Source organism: Nodosilinea sp. P-1105 (assembly GCF_012911975.1).
In the GTDB taxonomy this organism is placed as follows: Bacteria; Cyanobacteriota; Cyanobacteriia; order Phormidesmidales; family Phormidesmidaceae; genus Nodosilinea.
Map to the genome: position 1 here is coordinate 26,845 of NZ_SMDQ01000019.1, position 14,458 is coordinate 41,302.

The window sequence follows — 14,458 nt, forward strand, 5'->3', positions numbered from 1 at the left end:
ATAGCTCCTGGAACACTCTAGCTATCGCTCAATAACAGCCGTCTGAGGAGACCTCTGCCATTTACAGTAGTATGATGCTTCATGGAGTTCCGTCCAAGCGGCAGGCTTCTGGCTTTACTCGCGTCTACTCACGGCCCCATGAGCGATTCTCACATCAACGTTGGTCCTATTGCTTGCCGATTATCCCAACTGACTGTCTTCACTAACGATGCTAACCCCCCTTTTTCTGAGACGGTTTTGCAAAGCCATCAGCCATTCTCACTGAAAGTGATAGTAGAGTTTTCCGGGCCAGGGGCGATCGCATTGATGCCCCTGGCCCCAGCTATTCAGGTGGAATTTTACACCAAGCCTTTGAGTCCTGAAACTGGCACTATTTTAGGCAGCATTCAGGTTAATACCAGACCAGACGTACTAATTTACGAGCCAACGATTAATCTGGGAACACCATTATCGATTGGACTTCGGCCAAAAACGATTTACCGGATTGGAGCTGTATTGCGGGTTGGGGCGCTAGACTGGCCTTCATTAATTACGGGTTACACGGAAGAGGTTACAGTCGAAATCTATGCGAGGGTTGAACGTTCCAAGTGAGACTTGCCCTCAAGTGGCTCATCTACTGGTGATGCCTTACCCTCCACATTTCCCTAGGTCAAAAAACTGCCTCTAGGCATTAACTCAGAGGCAGGACCCTCCTACAGCGATAACCAATACTTAGAAGTCAGGAGCCAGTTAGGAGCGCGCGTCTAAAAGTAGGCGTAGGAAGATGAAGCGGCCACTGCGATCGCCACCAACCCTTGACGTACAAACGACAGTAGCAAGAAGGCCAGAATCGGCGACAGATCAATCCCGCCCAAGGGGGGGATGATGGAACGGAAAATATTCAGATAGGGATCCGTAAGCTGGCTGAGTACCGAGAATGGCGGACTAAACCAGTCCACATTCGGGAACCAGCTCAGCAAGATGCGAATAATCAGCAGGACCGTATAAATCGACAAAAACGTCGTCAGGGTTTGTACCAATATGTCCATCGCAGAAACCTCGGCAGTAGTCGTTACCAACAATACATGGATAATTAGCAGCTGTCAGTTAAAGTGTAACGGATTGCTGCATCTGTTAGCTTTGGGCTAGATGTGCTAGGAATCAACCCGAGACGGGCTTTCCCAAGGATGCTCAGGGTGGCCGTTGATCCCCCCTAGCTGTTGACGCACCTCATCGATCGCATCATTCAGCTGGGCGATCTTGACTTCTAAGCCCAGGCGAGCTGCTTCCATACTCTCTTCATCTAAGTCCTCAAACTCTCCAAACCCAAGGGGTTGATCGGCCTTTGGCAGGGATGTTTTGGCCCGATCAGCAGACTGCATACGAGAGGCGGCTAGGGCCCCGACAACGCCCCCCAGCGCTCCGCCGACCAGGGTGCCGAGCAAAAAACCGCCGACGAAATTGTCTTGTTGACTCATAGGTGCTTACCCGTGTGTTTATCGCCTGCTTTGTGGGTTGACCGGCCAGAATGACCCTAAGGGGTGTGATGAGTCAGCCGTTGAGACTGACCGTCACCAAACTTGATCGATTACGGCCTTATCTATTTTGACGGATGTTGTCCTGTCTGCGCCAAAGCTTAGTTAGATCTTAAACCTTTAGGGTGGGAAGGCGATTTAGGGAACCGGTGTTAGGTACCAAAGGTGCGATCGCCAGCATCCCCCAAACCCGGCACGATGAATCCGTTGTCGTTCACCACCTCGTCAATGGCGGCTGCAAAAATGGTGACACTGGGATAGGTGGCCGCTAACTTTTGTAGGGCGGGGGGGGAGGTGACGATGGAAATGATCCGCACGGCGGCGGGGTCTATCCCCCGCTGGGTGAGCTCAGCCATCATCGCCATAATCGTACCGCCCGTGGCCAGCATCGGCTCGCTAATGATTACCCGAGTCCGGGGATCCAACTGGTCGGGTAGTTTGTTCAAGTAGCAGCTGGCCTCCAGGGTGGTTTCATTGCGCACAAACCCCATGTGGTAGACCGAGGCGAGGGGCACCAAGGCTTGAATACCTGGCATCAGGGCTAGACCGGCTCGTAAAATCGGTATCACCAGGGTGGGCACATCGGGATTCACAAAGGTGGCAGGAGCCGGTCCCAGGGGCGTATTCACCGTGGTCTCCATCGTAGGCAGCCACTCCCGAGTGGCCTCGTAGGCCAGCCAGCGCCCCAGTTCCTCCATGGCAGAACGAAACAGGGGATCAGGGGTGTCAGCATCGCGAGCTACCCCCAGCCAGTGCTGAATCAACGGATGGGGCGGCACGAAAATACGCAGTTGTGGAGCCATGACCTTTAGGGGTTGATCGAACGTCAGTAGTGGACGAGTGAGTATAGGCAAATTTGCCACATCATACTCTGTTACGGCATTTACGATACGGTCAGGTCGGTGTGAAAACCAGGCTTTTCCAAGGGGAAGCCACACCTGCGCCAGATCCTGGCCCCTGGGACAATGGAAACGTTCGCCAGAGGAGATCGGCATGGCAAAAACGTTTTTTATTAAATCATTCTTGAGCTGGTACCGGCGGCTAATCCGTCATTCTAAGTATCGTTGGCTGGTTCTGTTAGGCACCCTGGCCTACGTCGCCACCCCCATTGATCTGATTCCCAGCTTTATTCCGGTGATTGGCTGGCTAGATGATGGATTAGTGGTCACCCTGGCCCTGACTGAGGTCACCCAAATGTTGCTGGAACGGCGACGGCGCGAAGCTGATCTGACGAACCCAAAGCCCAAGGCCAGCTCAATGGACTCTGCTAAGGAAGATGCCACAACCACGGCGGCCTCGACGATTGATGTGGATGCTGTGGCGATGTGATTGTAAGACTTAGGCATAAACTGCAACAAACCGTAGCCTGTTTATTGCGATCTACAAACCTGTGCAACGTTTTCAGGCAGCTGGCCCTGAGGCTTGGAGTGTCTTGGTAGAACGAGGAGAATAGGGAGGCTATATCCCCGGCCCGTCCATGCGGCCACCCGATATTTCAGTAGGGACATCCATAGCCCTAGCCCTTGACGCGATCGCCCTGTACACTTTCGGCGAGTTTTCCCATGGTTAACGCTGCTCTCGCCTCGGCTCTGCCTACTCAGCCCCAGCCACCCCCAGCCTATCAGGAGGCCCAATTGGCCTTGGCGGTGGCGGATGAAAGCTTTCTGCGATCGCTGTTGACCGACAGCTTGCCAGCCTTGGTGCATCCCCATGAAGTGGGCACTGTCACCGTGGATGTGGGGGTACCCATGGGCCAGGGGCGGATTGATGCGGTACTGAAGTTCGAACATATCAGCTGTGTGCTGGCTGGATCCTATCCTGACGCGCCCCCAGCACCAACGGTGCATACCCACACCCAGTACCAGGCCATCACCACCTGTCACTCTGACCTGACGACCCTGGCTCAGAATGTGCCGATCTCGACCGCAGTCGAGATCCTGGCCCGGGCTGGGTTCGACCCAGACCAAATTCACCACATTTTACACTTACCGTCCCAGGCCTGGCACAAATCCTGGTGGTACACCCTTGATCCTGATGGGTTTCTGACGGTTCCTTTCCAACGATCCATCCGCACCCGCTGTTTTGCCGACGGCACTGTCACCCTCCAGTTCAAAGACTATTACGCCTACGAGCGGCCAGAGGGCTTTCGCAGCGAACCCCGCCAACTGCCCGTGCTCGTCCATATGCCCCACCAGAGCTTTTGCGACAACCTGGCCCAGATCAACCGCACCCGTCAAACCCTGGGCACGGGGCAGGCCCTATTGATGGCCGATGACCTGACTGAGCTAGAAATTGAAGGCTATATTCGCCAAAACGTTAGCTTGTTCAGGCAACGGGGGATGGAATCAGCCTTGCAAGTCAATTGCCACATTTGCCAACAAACTCAATGTCCAATGCGGGGAATTGATACCTCACCGGTTCTGGCCTGCCGCGCCTTTCAGCCCGCCGAGGTGATGGTCTAGGGGAGTCGGTAACTGGCCACCCGCACCACCAAGTCACCACGATGGGGATCGTGGTTAAACACAAAGCTGCCCTCTTTTTGTTCGTGCCCTGACAAAAAATCAATTTGCTGTTCGCCCGTTTCTTCACCTTGACCGGGAATGTCCAGTTCGGCAATCACCTGCACCCCATTGGCGATGCGCCCGCCGGTATTGGTAATCACAAAGGGTACATAGTAGCGACCATCGGTAATCCGAATCGACTCAGCGACAACGACATTAAAGGCAGGGGGGCGATCTTGGTTCACCTGCCAGTCATAGATAATCACCCCCACGAGGGTTAATAAGATCACAGTCGCCCCGATAAACGTCACCCACTCGGCCATAGACCGTTGGGGTTGCCCGGTGGTAGAAGCCTGGGATGAATTGGGGGGAGGATTGTCGATGCCCATTAGATTAGGATACGCCCTGCCGCTCCGCCAATGGAGGCCGGTAGGCCTAAGACTAAAATATCACTGAGCCACTCTTGCCAGGGGTCGCTGGGGCTGAGCTGCTGAAACATTACCAGCATAATGGCTGAGACCGCCAGGGCTACCACATAAGCGACCAGGGTTTCCGTGGGCGGGCTGAGCAAAAGCCCTCGTTGCAGCCGTTCGGTGCGGTCGGTAAACCCAGAGGCAAACACAATCGTATAAGACAGCACTAACGATGCCGCCATCACCAGCAACAACCACAGGGGCGGCAGCGACGCGGCCACCAGGGGTACCTCTTCGGTGGGGGCAATGCTCAAGCCAATCAGCACCGCTCCAATCAGGGTGGCATCTAGGTCCACCAGGGTGTCGCGCACCTTCGCCAGGGTCGGGGAGGTCAGCCGTCGAGATAGGGGGGCCGTAGTGCGGCGATCGCGACTTCGCTTAGTTTGAAAGGTCGATCGGGCCAACGCCACACCCAGCGAAAAGGGTACAGACTCAAACACCAGTTTGCCCGTGGCCTCGGGCAGCGGCGTAGCCAGGGTAATCCGCCGTAGCAAGAGTAGGGCCAGGGCCGCACACAGAACACCAATCCCCACAGCTTCAATCGTTTCCAGAATCGCTTCCAGGGGGCGGAGGGCCAGGGTTTGCCGAAACCCCTCCACCTGGGTGAGCAACCAAACCACCAGCAGGGTCAACCCCAGCACCACCAATAACCATCGGGGATCCGTTGCCGACCCGATCGCCCAGACTTCCACGGTATACAGCAGCGGAATGCCGAATAAGAAGCCGCCAGCAATGCCCCGCAGGATAGCTTGTAATTCGGTGCGCCAGGGAGTGGGGTGAGGCATGGGGAGGTGGGGGGATGGGGGGATGGGGGGATGGGGGGATGGGGGGATGGGGGGATGCGTAGGGGCGGACCTGGGTGTCCGCCCTGGCGAGGAATGGGAAGGTGGGAGAGGTGGGGAAGGCAGGGGGATGAGGGGGCGGGTAGATGGGTAGGGGCGGACCTGGGTGTCCGCCCTGGGGAGGGATGGGGTGGTGGGGAAATTTTGGATTTTGGATTTTGGATTCTTCGCTTTGCTACGCACGGGCTACGCCCTACGTTCTTCTTTTTTCGTTCTTCAGATACGACCTGGGTGTCCGCCCTGGTGGAGAATGGTGCGAGGGGGTGGATGGGTGGATAGAGTTTGAAATCTTATAAAAACCTCAGCATCTACAGATTTCCACAAAACATTCGTTAGCGTAAACAAGACAACAAATTGCGGTAAATGCCAAGGACATTTGTTATGACTCAAGCAAAATTAGGCGACAACGTCTCCATTCACTACACTGGCAAACTAGAAGATGGTACGGTATTCGACTCATCTCGCGATCGCGACCCACTGCAATTTTCCCTGGGCGGTGGCCAGGTGATTCCTGGATTTGAAGCGGCTGTCATGGGTATGACCCCCGGCGACTCTAAAACAGAGGTGATTGATGCGGAAGCCGCCTATGGTCCTCACCGGGACGAAATGGTGATGGTGGTCGAACGCACCCAAATCCCCGAGGATATTCCCCTTGATGTCGGCGTGCAACTCCAATTGCGTGGTCCCCAGGGGCAACTGTTACCTGTGCTAGTGACAGAACTCTCAGATGCTGAGGTCACCCTAGATGCAAATCATCCGCTGGCGGGGGAAAAGCTGATTTTTGATATCGAGCTGTTGGATATTGCCAGCTAGGGCTGTAGGCGCCGCTCATGATTGTAGGAATTTTGCTAGCTGTGAGCGGTGCCGCATACCCACCATAGGCTATAGAGTAAGTAGCTATAGCTGCATATAGACACCAGAGCGTCACCACCATGGCCAAAATTGTCAGCCGCCAATCCTTAGGAGTCCAACCCGTCTACGATGTCGGGGTGGCCCAAGACCACAACTTCTTGCTGGCCAACGGGCAGGTGGCGGCCAACTGCTTTAACAAATCCCACTCCACCGCCTACGGCTTTGTCACCTTTCAGACCGCCTACCTGAAGGCTAATTACCCGGTCGAGTACATGGCGGCGCTGTTGACCTCTAACAGCGGTGACCAGGACAAGGTGCAAATGCACATTGCCAACTGCATCGCCATGGGCATTGAGGTGCTGCCACCCGATATCAACCGCTCCCTGGTAGACTTTACCCCCGAGGGCAAGAGTATTTTGTTTGGCCTATCGGCGGTGCGAAATGTGGGGCTAGGGGCGATCGAATGTATTCTGAAAAACCGAGAAGCGGATGGGCCGTTTCAGTCCCTGGCGGAATTATGCGATCGCGTCGATCTCCATTCAGTTAACCGCCGTGCCCTAGAGGCCTTGATCCTTAGCGGAGCCCTGGATACCATCGACCCGAACCGCAATCAGTTGGTCCAAGACCTAAGCTTAGTAATTGACTGGGCCCAGGGGCGGGCCAAAGACCGAGAAATTGGCCAGGGCAACCTGTTCGACGTGATCATGGGCAGTGGCGACAGCCAGGCGGCATCCCCCGCCGCTGGCTATGAAACCGCCCCTAAAGCGCCCCTGGTGGCCGATTTTGATCCCCAAGAAAAGCTGCGCCAGGAAAAAGAGCTGCTCGGGTTCTACATTTCCGATCATCCCCTTAAGTCGGTACAACGCCCCGCTCGCATTTTGGCCCCCATCAACCTCAGCGAACTGCACGAGCAACCCGACAATGTCACCCTCAGTGCCATCATCATCCTGGCCGGGGTAAAGCCGGTGATCACCAAAAAGGGCGATCGCATGGCCATTGTCCAACTGGAAGACCTAACCGGCCAGGCAGAAGCCGTCGTCTTTCCCAAATCCTTTGAACGGATTGGTCAGCACATTGTCGCCGACAAACGCCTGATGATCTGGGGCAAAGTGGATCGCCGGGACGACCGGGTGCAGTTCATCATTGATGATGCTGAACCGATTGAAGACGTGCGCATGGTGATGGTGGAATTGGACCCACGCCTCGCCGGAGACATTGAACAACAGCACCGCCTGCGCAACGTCATCCGCAGCAACCAGGGGGATGATCCCAAATATGCCCGAGTACCAGTCATTGCGGTGATTGGGGCCAACCAGCAGCGCCAGTTTGTGCGGCTAGGGGCACAATTTCGGGTCAAAGACCCGGAAGCGGCGGTGAATGCCCTGGTCAAGGCAGACTTTAAAGCGAAGGCTACGCCCCTGATTAGCGCTTGAGGTCGGGGTCGGGGGTCGGGTTTTAGGTGTTAGGTGTCAGGTGCTAGGTCCGTGAACCGCTAGCCGGAAACTGTCCACCGCCCGCCTAGTGGTCTGTCAAGCCTAAAAATTAGAGTAAGCGCTTTACAAAAGCCTCTGATCTTCAGGTAGATTGCTTCAACACATCAGGACTTATGATCCCCTCCCACGGAGGGGTGCCCGGAGGGCAGGGTGGGTCTTTTCGGGTTTGCTTGACCCACCCCTACCCCTCCAAAGGAGGGGATTTCGGACCTTGATGCCACCAAATCTCTACATCTGCTAACCCTAAATTCAAGACTTGACGCTGCACTAAAGCAGCGTCAACAGATAAATCAGCGAAAACAGCACAATCCACACCACATCTACGAAGTGCCAGTAGATTTCTGCCATCTCTGGCCCCACATGGGTCACGTCATTGTAGTGGCCGGCCCGGCGCGATCGCCACAGCACCCCCAAAATCAGCACCAGCCCAATAAAGACGTGAGCTCCGTGGAACCCGGTCATCAGGTAAAAGCAGTTGCTAAACAGGTTGGTCTTGAGCCCGTAGCCCAGATTCATGTATTCATAAATCTGACCTGCCAGGAAGACCGCCCCCATGGCGGCTGTGATCCCGAACCATTTGCGCATCCCGGCCAGGTCGTTTTGCTTGATCGCCTTGGTGCCCAGGTTAATCACCCAGCTGCTGGATACCAGAATGATGGTGTTGATCCCCGGCAGGAGCAGCTCCACTTCAGTTTCTGCCGGGGGCCACTCGGCGATCGCACTGCGAAACACCAAAAACACCGCAAAGAAGCCGGCAAACATCAGGAACTCTGAGGCCAAAAACGTCAGTAGCCCCAGCACTCGCAGGTCCTGGTGTTCTTCATGGGCCACAGCCGGGGTGGCCGTTGGGTTAGAGTCAATTGCGCCTTGCATGGTGAGTCAGGGGGTAAGGGACAAAGAAGACCGTAGGGGCAGTCCGGTGTGTCTGCCCCCATGTTTCAACAATCATCATTTAGGCACGATCGCCTCTTCAGCTGGTGCCTCCGCTGTGGGGTCAAAGCCGTAATCATAGGGGCCATGGGTCAACACCGGCAACACCTCCCAGTTTTCAATAATCGGCGGTGACGCGGTGGTCCATTCCAGGGTCATGGCATTCCAGGGATTACCACCCGCCTTAGGCCCCTTCATCCAGCTCCAAATGACATTGAAGTAGAACGGAATCACCGATACCGCCAGAATGTACGCCCCTACGGTCACCAGTTGGTTGAGTCCTTGAAACTGAGGGTCATACATTGCTACCCGCCGCGGCATCCCCTGCATCCCGAGGGAGTGCATGGGAGTAAAGGTGAGAATGGTGCCAATGAAAGTGAGTACAAAGTGAACTTTGCCCAGGGGCTCGTTCAGCATCCGGCCCGTGATTTTCGGGAACCAGTGGTACACCCCGGCATAGATACCGAACACAGAGCCGCCAAACAACACGTAGTGGAAGTGGCCCACCACGTAGTAGGTGTCATGCACGTGAATGTCGAAGGGAGCCGCCCCCAGGGTAACGCCACTGAGGCCACCGAACACAAACATCAACAGCAACCCGACGGCAAACAGCATAGCGGTGGTGTAGCGAATTTTGCCCCCCCATAGGGTGGCCGTCCAGCTAAAGATTTTGATGCCCGTGGGCACCGCTACAATCAGCGTCGAAATGGTAAAGAAAATTCGCATCCAGGGGGGGGTGCCACTGGTAAACATGTGGTGCACCCACACAAACAGCCCCACCAGGCAGATAGTTAACGACGAGTAGGCGATCGCCTTATAACCAAAAATTGGCTTGCGGGCGTGCACCGGAATCACCTCCGACATAATGCCAAAGATGGGCAAAATCATCAGATACACTGCCGGGTGAGAGTAGAACCAGAACAGGTGCTGATACACCACCACATTACCCCCGGCATCCGGCTTAAAGAAGGAGGTACCGAAGTTGATGTCAAACAAGAGCAGAATCAACCCCGCCGCCAGCACTGGCGTAGAAAACAAGGCCAGCAGTGAAGTGGCCACCATGGCCCAGCAAAACAGGGGAATCTGATCCCAGGCCATGCTGGGTACCCGCATTTTCCAGATCGTCACCAAAAAGTTGACCGACCCCAAAATCGACGATGTCCCCACCATTACAATCGCCAGAATCCACATGGTTTGGGCCGCGTTGGCAGTAATTTCGCTCAGGGGTGGATAGGAGGTCCAGCCCGCCTGGGCACCGCCAAAGTAAAAGCTGCCCAGCAGCAAGGCCCCCGCTGGCGGGTTCAGCCAAAAGGCCAGGGCGTTGAGCTTGGGGAAGGCCATATCCCGGGCCCCAATCATCAGCGGAATCAGGTAGTTGCCAAAGCCACCAATCGCCGCTGGCACAATCCACAGGAAGATCATGATCGTGCCGTGGTTGGTCAAAAAAGCATTGTAGAGATCAGGGCTAAGAAAGTCAGAATCTGGGGTGGCCAACTCGGTGCGCATCAGCACCGCCATAAAGCCCCCAACCAGGTAGAACAAAAATGAGGTCACCAGGTATTGAATGCCAATCACCTTGTGATCCACATTAAAGGTGAAATAGTCGTACCACTTCCACTTTTCGGGGTGGCCATGGCCGGCTGGGGCCTCAGGGCGATTCACTTGCAGGTCTGCTTGAGCCATAAAGAAGCAATTAAAACATCAACGATCAAAGTGAGCAGGTCAGTCAATCTAGACCAGGCCTAAGGCTTGACTGGGTCAGCCAATTGAGCCAACTGCGTCGGATCCACTGGCATCGCTTGAGTGGCGGTGGCCAGGTACTCGGCATCGGTGCGGGATGTGGCCACAGCGGCATCGCCAGAGGGTGCCTGGGCCACCCGACTGGCCACCCAGTCGGCATAGTCTTCCACAGAATGGACAATCACCTGGGTGCGCATGGCCCCGTGGTAGGCACCGCATAGCTCAGCGCAGACTACTGGATAGGTCCCTTCCCGGGTGGCGACAAATCTGAGCTCAGCGGTTTGTCCTGGCAGGGCGTCTTGCTTCAGCCGAAACTGGGGTACCCAAAAGGAATGAATCACATCCTGGGCTTCGATCATCAGTTGCACATCCTGCCCCACTGGCACATGCAGTTCCCCATCGGTAATGCCCGTATCGGGATAGCGGAAAATCCAGGCGTACTGCATACCCGTCACATTAACCGTTACATCTGGCGCACGAACCTCCTTCAACGAGGAAGCCCCAAACCCATACACCTGGACGTTGGTATAAACGCTGTCTTCTGCTTCGCTTTGGGCCAGCAGGGGAGATCCCACATCAATGACGTTTTTCTGGGGCGCTTGGGCCACCATCGTGCCGTGACCATGGTGGCCACCTGGGGTAAAACCGCCCATCTCCTGAAATACCGATACGCTGTAAATCCCTAGACCGACCACAATCACGGCAGGAATAGCGGTCCAGAAGGCTTCTAGGGGTAGATTACCCTCCACAGGTAGGCCATCAGTGTCGTCCCCCTTGGGGCGGCGAAATCGAATGAAAAAGTAAATGATCGTTCCCTGCACCACGATGAATAGTGCCGTGCCAATGGTCATCATGACGTTAAATAGGTCGTCGACCAGAGGGGCCTGTTCCGAGGCTTGCAGCGGTAGCAGGTGGTTGTTTTGCCCGTACCACAGGCTCACAAGGGTGACCACAACACCGATCACCAGGGTTAATAAAGGGGCGGGAATTTGGCTCATGGCTAGGCTCCCATACAGAAGCAAAGAAGTATTCAATATCAGTCGCGAAAGTCCCCATAGTCTGGAGCGGCCACCGTGGCATTATCCTGTGGCAAAACGGTGAGCAGACCCAGAGGGGGTTATCTTGCGGAGGCCAAAAAATCATCAGCCATGCTTCTCGCATCCTAAAGCCGATAATTAGGGGGATCGCAGAAACTTTGGATTTGCTTCAACTCTGCCATCTTTGACCATGAAAATCACGAAGTTTTGTAACTACTGGTCTGTCAATTCTAAAGTTGTCGGTTGGAGCGGCGGGCGTTGGGGCGATCGCGCCTGCACGTCAGGGTATGGCCTGTCCCTTGCAAATGTTTTGTTTTCGTAACCAAGCCCCGCGTAAGGACTGACAATGGGCAAGCTATGGGCGGTGGCACAGGTAGTTGTTAAGGGATGTAGCACCATGGACTTTCCATCGGCTTCGGGCCAAGACGATATCCGCAAAGAGGCGCTGGTAGCATTGACGGCAAAATTGGTCCAGCAGGGGCACCCGGTCAACTATGCTCAGCATATGGCCACTGCCTCAATTTTTCAGGCCGATCTCGAGCTGCGCAATGCTCAATTTAGCCGCCTGCTGGCCTGGCTGAAGGAGTACCATGGCGAGCTATACCCTGAGGCGGTAGAGATCGTAGAGTCTGTACGCCAAGAATTCGAGCGGCGCATCACTGGCCAGTTTTAGGGCCACAGTGCCAGGCTGAGTATGGCTAAAAACCCGGTTTCTTCGTCACTGCTCTAACGAGATAAGGGATCTGCGGGTTATACGGTGTACCCAATGGCCAGGTTTCGCCCTCGCTCAACCTTCGGTGACCGAGGGCTGAGCGAAGTCGTTCATGTCATGGCTCCCCTGGGGAGCAAGCCCGATCAGCGAGTACGTTATTTTTCTGCGAGTCCCTAACCTGCTGTCTGACCAAGAAACCGGGTTTGTGTAGCGGTGTTCTAGACTCAGACAAAAAAGGACGCCAATATCTGACGTCCTTGTCTAGGGGTTATGAGCTGTTAAACTAGCTGGCAATGTAGCCGTGCATGGCCGATTTACGGCGACGCAGGTGTTTTAGAGCTTGTTGTTCAAGCTGACGCACTCGCTCACGGCTGATGTTCATCCGGTTGCCCACCTTGGCCAGGGATAGCTCATTGCCATCATCGAGGCCATAGCGCAGGGTAATCACTTCCTTTTGCTGAGGTGTGAGCTCTGACAGCAAGTTACGAATATCCTGCTTCAGCGATTCTTGAGCCGTAAAGGTTTCTGGGGAAATCCCATCATCCTCTAGCAGTTCTTGCAACTCCGTATCTTGATTGTCACCGATGCGCACATCCAGGGAAATGGGCTGGCGGGCTAGCACTAAGAACTCACGAATTTGCTTGGGTTCTAGCTCTAGCTCTTCGCCAATTTCCACCGCATTGGGGCTGCGACCGAGCTTTTGAGACAGCTCTCGCTGGACCCGCTTGATCTTGTTCAGCTTTTCGGTGATGTGGATGGGCAGGCGAATGGTACGGGCTTGCTGGGCGATCGCTCGAGTAATGGCCTGGCGAATCCACCAGTAGGCATAGGTCGAGAACTTGTACCCCTTGGTGGGGTCAAATTTTTCCACCCCGCGCTCTAGGCCCAGGGTACCTTCCTGAATTAAATCCAGGAACTCTAGGTTACGCTTTTGGTATTTTTTCGCGATCGCCACCACCAGGCGCAAATTCGCCTCAATCATCTTGCGCTTGGCCCGCTCCCCTTGGCGTAGGGTGTGATGCAGCTTCTCTTCTGAGAGGTCTGCGGCTTCCGCCCACTCGCGATCAGAAGGCTCACGCTCTAGGCGCTCCTGAAGCTGCTCATTTAGCTCCAGCAGGGCCATATAGGCCTGCACCTGCTTACCAAAAATAATCTCTTCCTCATGGGTTAGTAGAGGCACCCGCCCAATCTCATGGAGATAAGTTCGCACAGCGTCGGCACTGTAGAGGGGCTTACTTTTCAACGTCCGGGTTTTGGTTTTTGGCATAAATTGACCTCGCCTCCACTAACTAATAATCACGCCCAATATTTAGAGATAAATCCTGCTGACCGGAAACAACCCTAGATCCTGTCTAGCGATTGCTCCCATGGCCGATTTCTGAAATCTTGCTTTTCCTCTAGCTCAACCCTGTCAACCCTTGCATTGAGCCTGTCCAACATCACCACAACCTTTGCTTACTCAAAAAACGATTCAACGACCGGGGCATCGCCATCTCCCTAACCTCAGCGGCAGCCCCCAGCCCTCAACTCGCCTAACGCATTTAACGCTTCTGTAGAACTTGCCCGAGGCCTTCATCCTCCAGCCCCCAGCATGCAACCCTTAACAATCAGCCCCTCAACACTCAGTCAATGAAGTGATTTTATGAATTCATAACTCTAGAGTATAACAACTTGTGGGTTGCGTAAAGTGCCTGTATGACAGTTGATATGCCAGTGATATCGCCTCAACTCCCAACCCTTGACTTGCAAACCACTTGACCCTGAAAACACACTTTTGTTTCCTACGATTGAGGATCGACTAAAAGCCGAAACCGGTCTGCATCAAAGACTGCAATTCAAATATGAAATATCCCCCTTTTCATTGACTCTAGTATGCCCTGCTTGTACATCTCCCTTATTAGGGCTTCCCCCCCTGGAAAACCGTACCGGTCAACCTCGATCACGGCCCCTAAAAGCCTTGCAAATAGTGACCTCACCAAGATTGATGTCAGGACTTATGCCAAGTAGGTGACTCAGCTTAACAAGCTACTGTGACATCCCTATGGCAGTGACGTAACAACCATGTGACGCTAAGTATCTACCATCACACTGGCATACCTAGAAGCCGCCAATAAGTGTTGCCAACTCAGTAATTTATCATCGACCTAAAAGCCAGGTTTTGGATGAGACAAGCCTGAGAAAATTAACGGTTTGTCCCCCCCCTGGCTATAGCTTGGGGGATCTATGGTCACAGACCTTAACGCGAAAACTCGAAACATTTCGGCTTCCCCTGGTTCAGCCAGAACCGGCATCAACCGCTAGCTCACCCTGAGGGCTCAGTTTTTTTAGGATCCAAAATGCTTAAAAAAGAGTTTTTTGTGCCTA

15 protein-coding genes are annotated in these 14,458 nt (G+C 54.6%); 6 read left to right on the forward strand and 9 right to left on the reverse strand.

What is annotated here, in order from left to right:
• Nucleotides 1–138 precede the first annotated feature (138 nt).
• Nucleotides 139–591: a hypothetical protein gene (locus E1H13_RS10650; RefSeq protein ID WP_169613396.1), complete on the forward strand. Its 453-nt coding sequence runs from the start codon at nucleotides 139–141 to the stop codon at nucleotides 589–591.
• Between the two features lie 152 nt (nucleotides 592–743).
• On the opposite strand, the gene E1H13_RS10655 is transcribed toward E1H13_RS10650, so the two are convergent.
• The 3 genes from E1H13_RS10655 to upp form a co-directional block, all read right to left on the reverse strand.
• Complete coding sequence (locus tag E1H13_RS10655; protein ID WP_169613397.1) at nucleotides 744–1,028, reverse strand: YggT family protein; 285 nt, start codon at nucleotides 1,026–1,028, stop codon at nucleotides 744–746.
• A 105-nt stretch (nucleotides 1,029–1,133) separates the two neighbouring features.
• A complete protein-coding gene (locus E1H13_RS10660) occupies nucleotides 1,134–1,457 on the reverse strand; it encodes a hypothetical protein (protein ID WP_169613398.1) in 324 nt (107 codons plus the stop codon).
• A gap of 209 nt (nucleotides 1,458–1,666) precedes the next feature.
• Nucleotides 1,667–2,317 carry a uracil phosphoribosyltransferase gene (gene upp / locus E1H13_RS10665; protein WP_169613399.1) on the reverse strand — a complete coding sequence of 217 codons (651 nt, stop codon included), beginning with the start codon at nucleotides 2,315–2,317 and terminating at the stop codon, nucleotides 1,667–1,669.
• A gap of 190 nt (nucleotides 2,318–2,507) precedes the next feature.
• Between upp and E1H13_RS10670 the strand changes: the two genes are divergently transcribed.
• Nucleotides 2,508–2,843: a YkvA family protein gene (locus tag E1H13_RS10670; RefSeq protein ID WP_169613400.1), complete on the forward strand. Its 336-nt coding sequence runs from the start codon at nucleotides 2,508–2,510 to the stop codon at nucleotides 2,841–2,843.
• Between the two features lie 233 nt (nucleotides 2,844–3,076).
• Nucleotides 3,077–3,976 (forward strand): hypothetical protein, encoded by a 900-nt coding sequence (locus E1H13_RS10675; RefSeq protein WP_169613401.1) that lies wholly within the window; start codon nucleotides 3,077–3,079, stop codon nucleotides 3,974–3,976.
• Here the strand turns inward: E1H13_RS10675 and E1H13_RS10680 are convergent.
• Both E1H13_RS10680 and E1H13_RS10685 read right to left on the reverse strand, forming a co-directional pair.
• A complete protein-coding gene (locus tag E1H13_RS10680) occupies nucleotides 3,973–4,404 on the reverse strand; it encodes a TIGR02588 family protein (RefSeq protein WP_169613402.1) in 432 nt (143 codons plus the stop codon). The two genes, E1H13_RS10675 and E1H13_RS10680, sit on opposite strands and share 4 nt — an antisense overlap.
• The gene (locus E1H13_RS10685; RefSeq protein ID WP_169613403.1) at nucleotides 4,404–5,273 is read right to left on the reverse strand and encodes a TIGR02587 family membrane protein; all 870 of its coding nucleotides are present in this window, start codon (nucleotides 5,271–5,273) and stop codon (nucleotides 4,404–4,406) included. Before E1H13_RS10685 ends, E1H13_RS10680 begins: the two co-directional genes overlap by 1 nt.
• A gap of 438 nt (nucleotides 5,274–5,711) precedes the next feature.
• Between E1H13_RS10685 and E1H13_RS10690 the strand changes: the two genes are divergently transcribed.
• Together E1H13_RS10690 and E1H13_RS10695 are read left to right on the forward strand one after the other, a co-directional pair.
• Entirely contained in the window at nucleotides 5,712–6,143 is a 432-nt protein-coding gene (locus E1H13_RS10690; protein WP_169613404.1) for a peptidylprolyl isomerase, read from the forward strand.
• Nucleotides 6,144–6,262: 119 nt separating this feature from the next.
• Nucleotides 6,263–7,615 (forward strand): OB-fold nucleic acid binding domain-containing protein, encoded by a 1,353-nt coding sequence (locus E1H13_RS10695; RefSeq protein ID WP_169613405.1) that lies wholly within the window; start codon nucleotides 6,263–6,265, stop codon nucleotides 7,613–7,615.
• A 327-nt stretch (nucleotides 7,616–7,942) separates the two neighbouring features.
• Here the strand turns inward: E1H13_RS10695 and E1H13_RS10700 are convergent, their stop codons facing one another.
• From E1H13_RS10700 to E1H13_RS10710, 3 genes are all read right to left on the reverse strand, one after another.
• Nucleotides 7,943–8,548 carry a heme-copper oxidase subunit III gene (locus E1H13_RS10700; protein ID WP_169613406.1) on the reverse strand — a complete coding sequence of 202 codons (606 nt, stop codon included), beginning with the start codon at nucleotides 8,546–8,548 and terminating at the stop codon, nucleotides 7,943–7,945.
• Between the two features lie 75 nt (nucleotides 8,549–8,623).
• Nucleotides 8,624–10,288, reverse strand: coding sequence for a cytochrome c oxidase subunit I (gene ctaD / locus E1H13_RS10705; protein WP_169613407.1), 1,665 nt, complete (start codon nucleotides 10,286–10,288; stop codon nucleotides 8,624–8,626).
• A 59-nt stretch (nucleotides 10,289–10,347) separates the two neighbouring features.
• On the reverse strand, nucleotides 10,348–11,343 hold the full coding sequence (locus E1H13_RS10710; RefSeq protein WP_169613408.1) for a cytochrome c oxidase subunit II: 996 nt from the start codon (nucleotides 11,341–11,343) through the stop codon (nucleotides 10,348–10,350).
• A 436-nt stretch (nucleotides 11,344–11,779) separates the two neighbouring features.
• On the opposite strand from E1H13_RS10710, the gene E1H13_RS10715 reads away from it, so the two are divergent.
• Nucleotides 11,780–12,055: a hypothetical protein gene (locus E1H13_RS10715; protein WP_169613409.1), complete on the forward strand. Its 276-nt coding sequence runs from the start codon at nucleotides 11,780–11,782 to the stop codon at nucleotides 12,053–12,055.
• Nucleotides 12,056–12,377: 322 nt separating this feature from the next.
• Here E1H13_RS10715 and E1H13_RS10720 read toward each other — a convergent pair whose 3' ends face one another.
• On the reverse strand, nucleotides 12,378–13,361 hold the full coding sequence (locus E1H13_RS10720; protein WP_169613410.1) for an RNA polymerase sigma factor, RpoD/SigA family: 984 nt from the start codon (nucleotides 13,359–13,361) through the stop codon (nucleotides 12,378–12,380).
• Nucleotides 13,362–14,458: the final 1,097 nt, after the last annotated feature.

Coding starts and splice junctions, on each gene's coding strand:
- E1H13_RS10650 (WP_169613396.1), top strand. CDS start 139: ATGAGCGATTCTCACATCAACGTTGGTCCTATTGCTTGCCGATTATCC.
- E1H13_RS10655 (WP_169613397.1), bottom strand. CDS start 1,028: ATGGACATATTGGTACAAACCCTGACGACGTTTTTGTCGATTTATACG.
- E1H13_RS10660 (WP_169613398.1), bottom strand. CDS start 1,457: ATGAGTCAACAAGACAATTTCGTCGGCGGTTTTTTGCTCGGCACCCTG.
- upp (WP_169613399.1), bottom strand. CDS start 2,317: ATGGCTCCACAACTGCGTATTTTCGTGCCGCCCCATCCGTTGATTCAG.
- E1H13_RS10670 (WP_169613400.1), top strand. CDS start 2,508: ATGGCAAAAACGTTTTTTATTAAATCATTCTTGAGCTGGTACCGGCGG.
- E1H13_RS10675 (WP_169613401.1), top strand. CDS start 3,077: ATGGTTAACGCTGCTCTCGCCTCGGCTCTGCCTACTCAGCCCCAGCCA.
- E1H13_RS10680 (WP_169613402.1), bottom strand. CDS start 4,404: ATGGGCATCGACAATCCTCCCCCCAATTCATCCCAGGCTTCTACCACC.
- E1H13_RS10685 (WP_169613403.1), bottom strand. CDS start 5,273: ATGCCTCACCCCACTCCCTGGCGCACCGAATTACAAGCTATCCTGCGG.
- E1H13_RS10690 (WP_169613404.1), top strand. CDS start 5,712: ATGACTCAAGCAAAATTAGGCGACAACGTCTCCATTCACTACACTGGC.
- E1H13_RS10695 (WP_169613405.1), top strand. CDS start 6,263: ATGGCCAAAATTGTCAGCCGCCAATCCTTAGGAGTCCAACCCGTCTAC.
- E1H13_RS10700 (WP_169613406.1), bottom strand. CDS start 8,548: ATGCAAGGCGCAATTGACTCTAACCCAACGGCCACCCCGGCTGTGGCC.
- ctaD (WP_169613407.1), bottom strand. CDS start 10,288: ATGGCTCAAGCAGACCTGCAAGTGAATCGCCCTGAGGCCCCAGCCGGC.
- E1H13_RS10710 (WP_169613408.1), bottom strand. CDS start 11,343: ATGAGCCAAATTCCCGCCCCTTTATTAACCCTGGTGATCGGTGTTGTG.
- E1H13_RS10715 (WP_169613409.1), top strand. CDS start 11,780: ATGGACTTTCCATCGGCTTCGGGCCAAGACGATATCCGCAAAGAGGCG.
- E1H13_RS10720 (WP_169613410.1), bottom strand. CDS start 13,361: ATGCCAAAAACCAAAACCCGGACGTTGAAAAGTAAGCCCCTCTACAGT.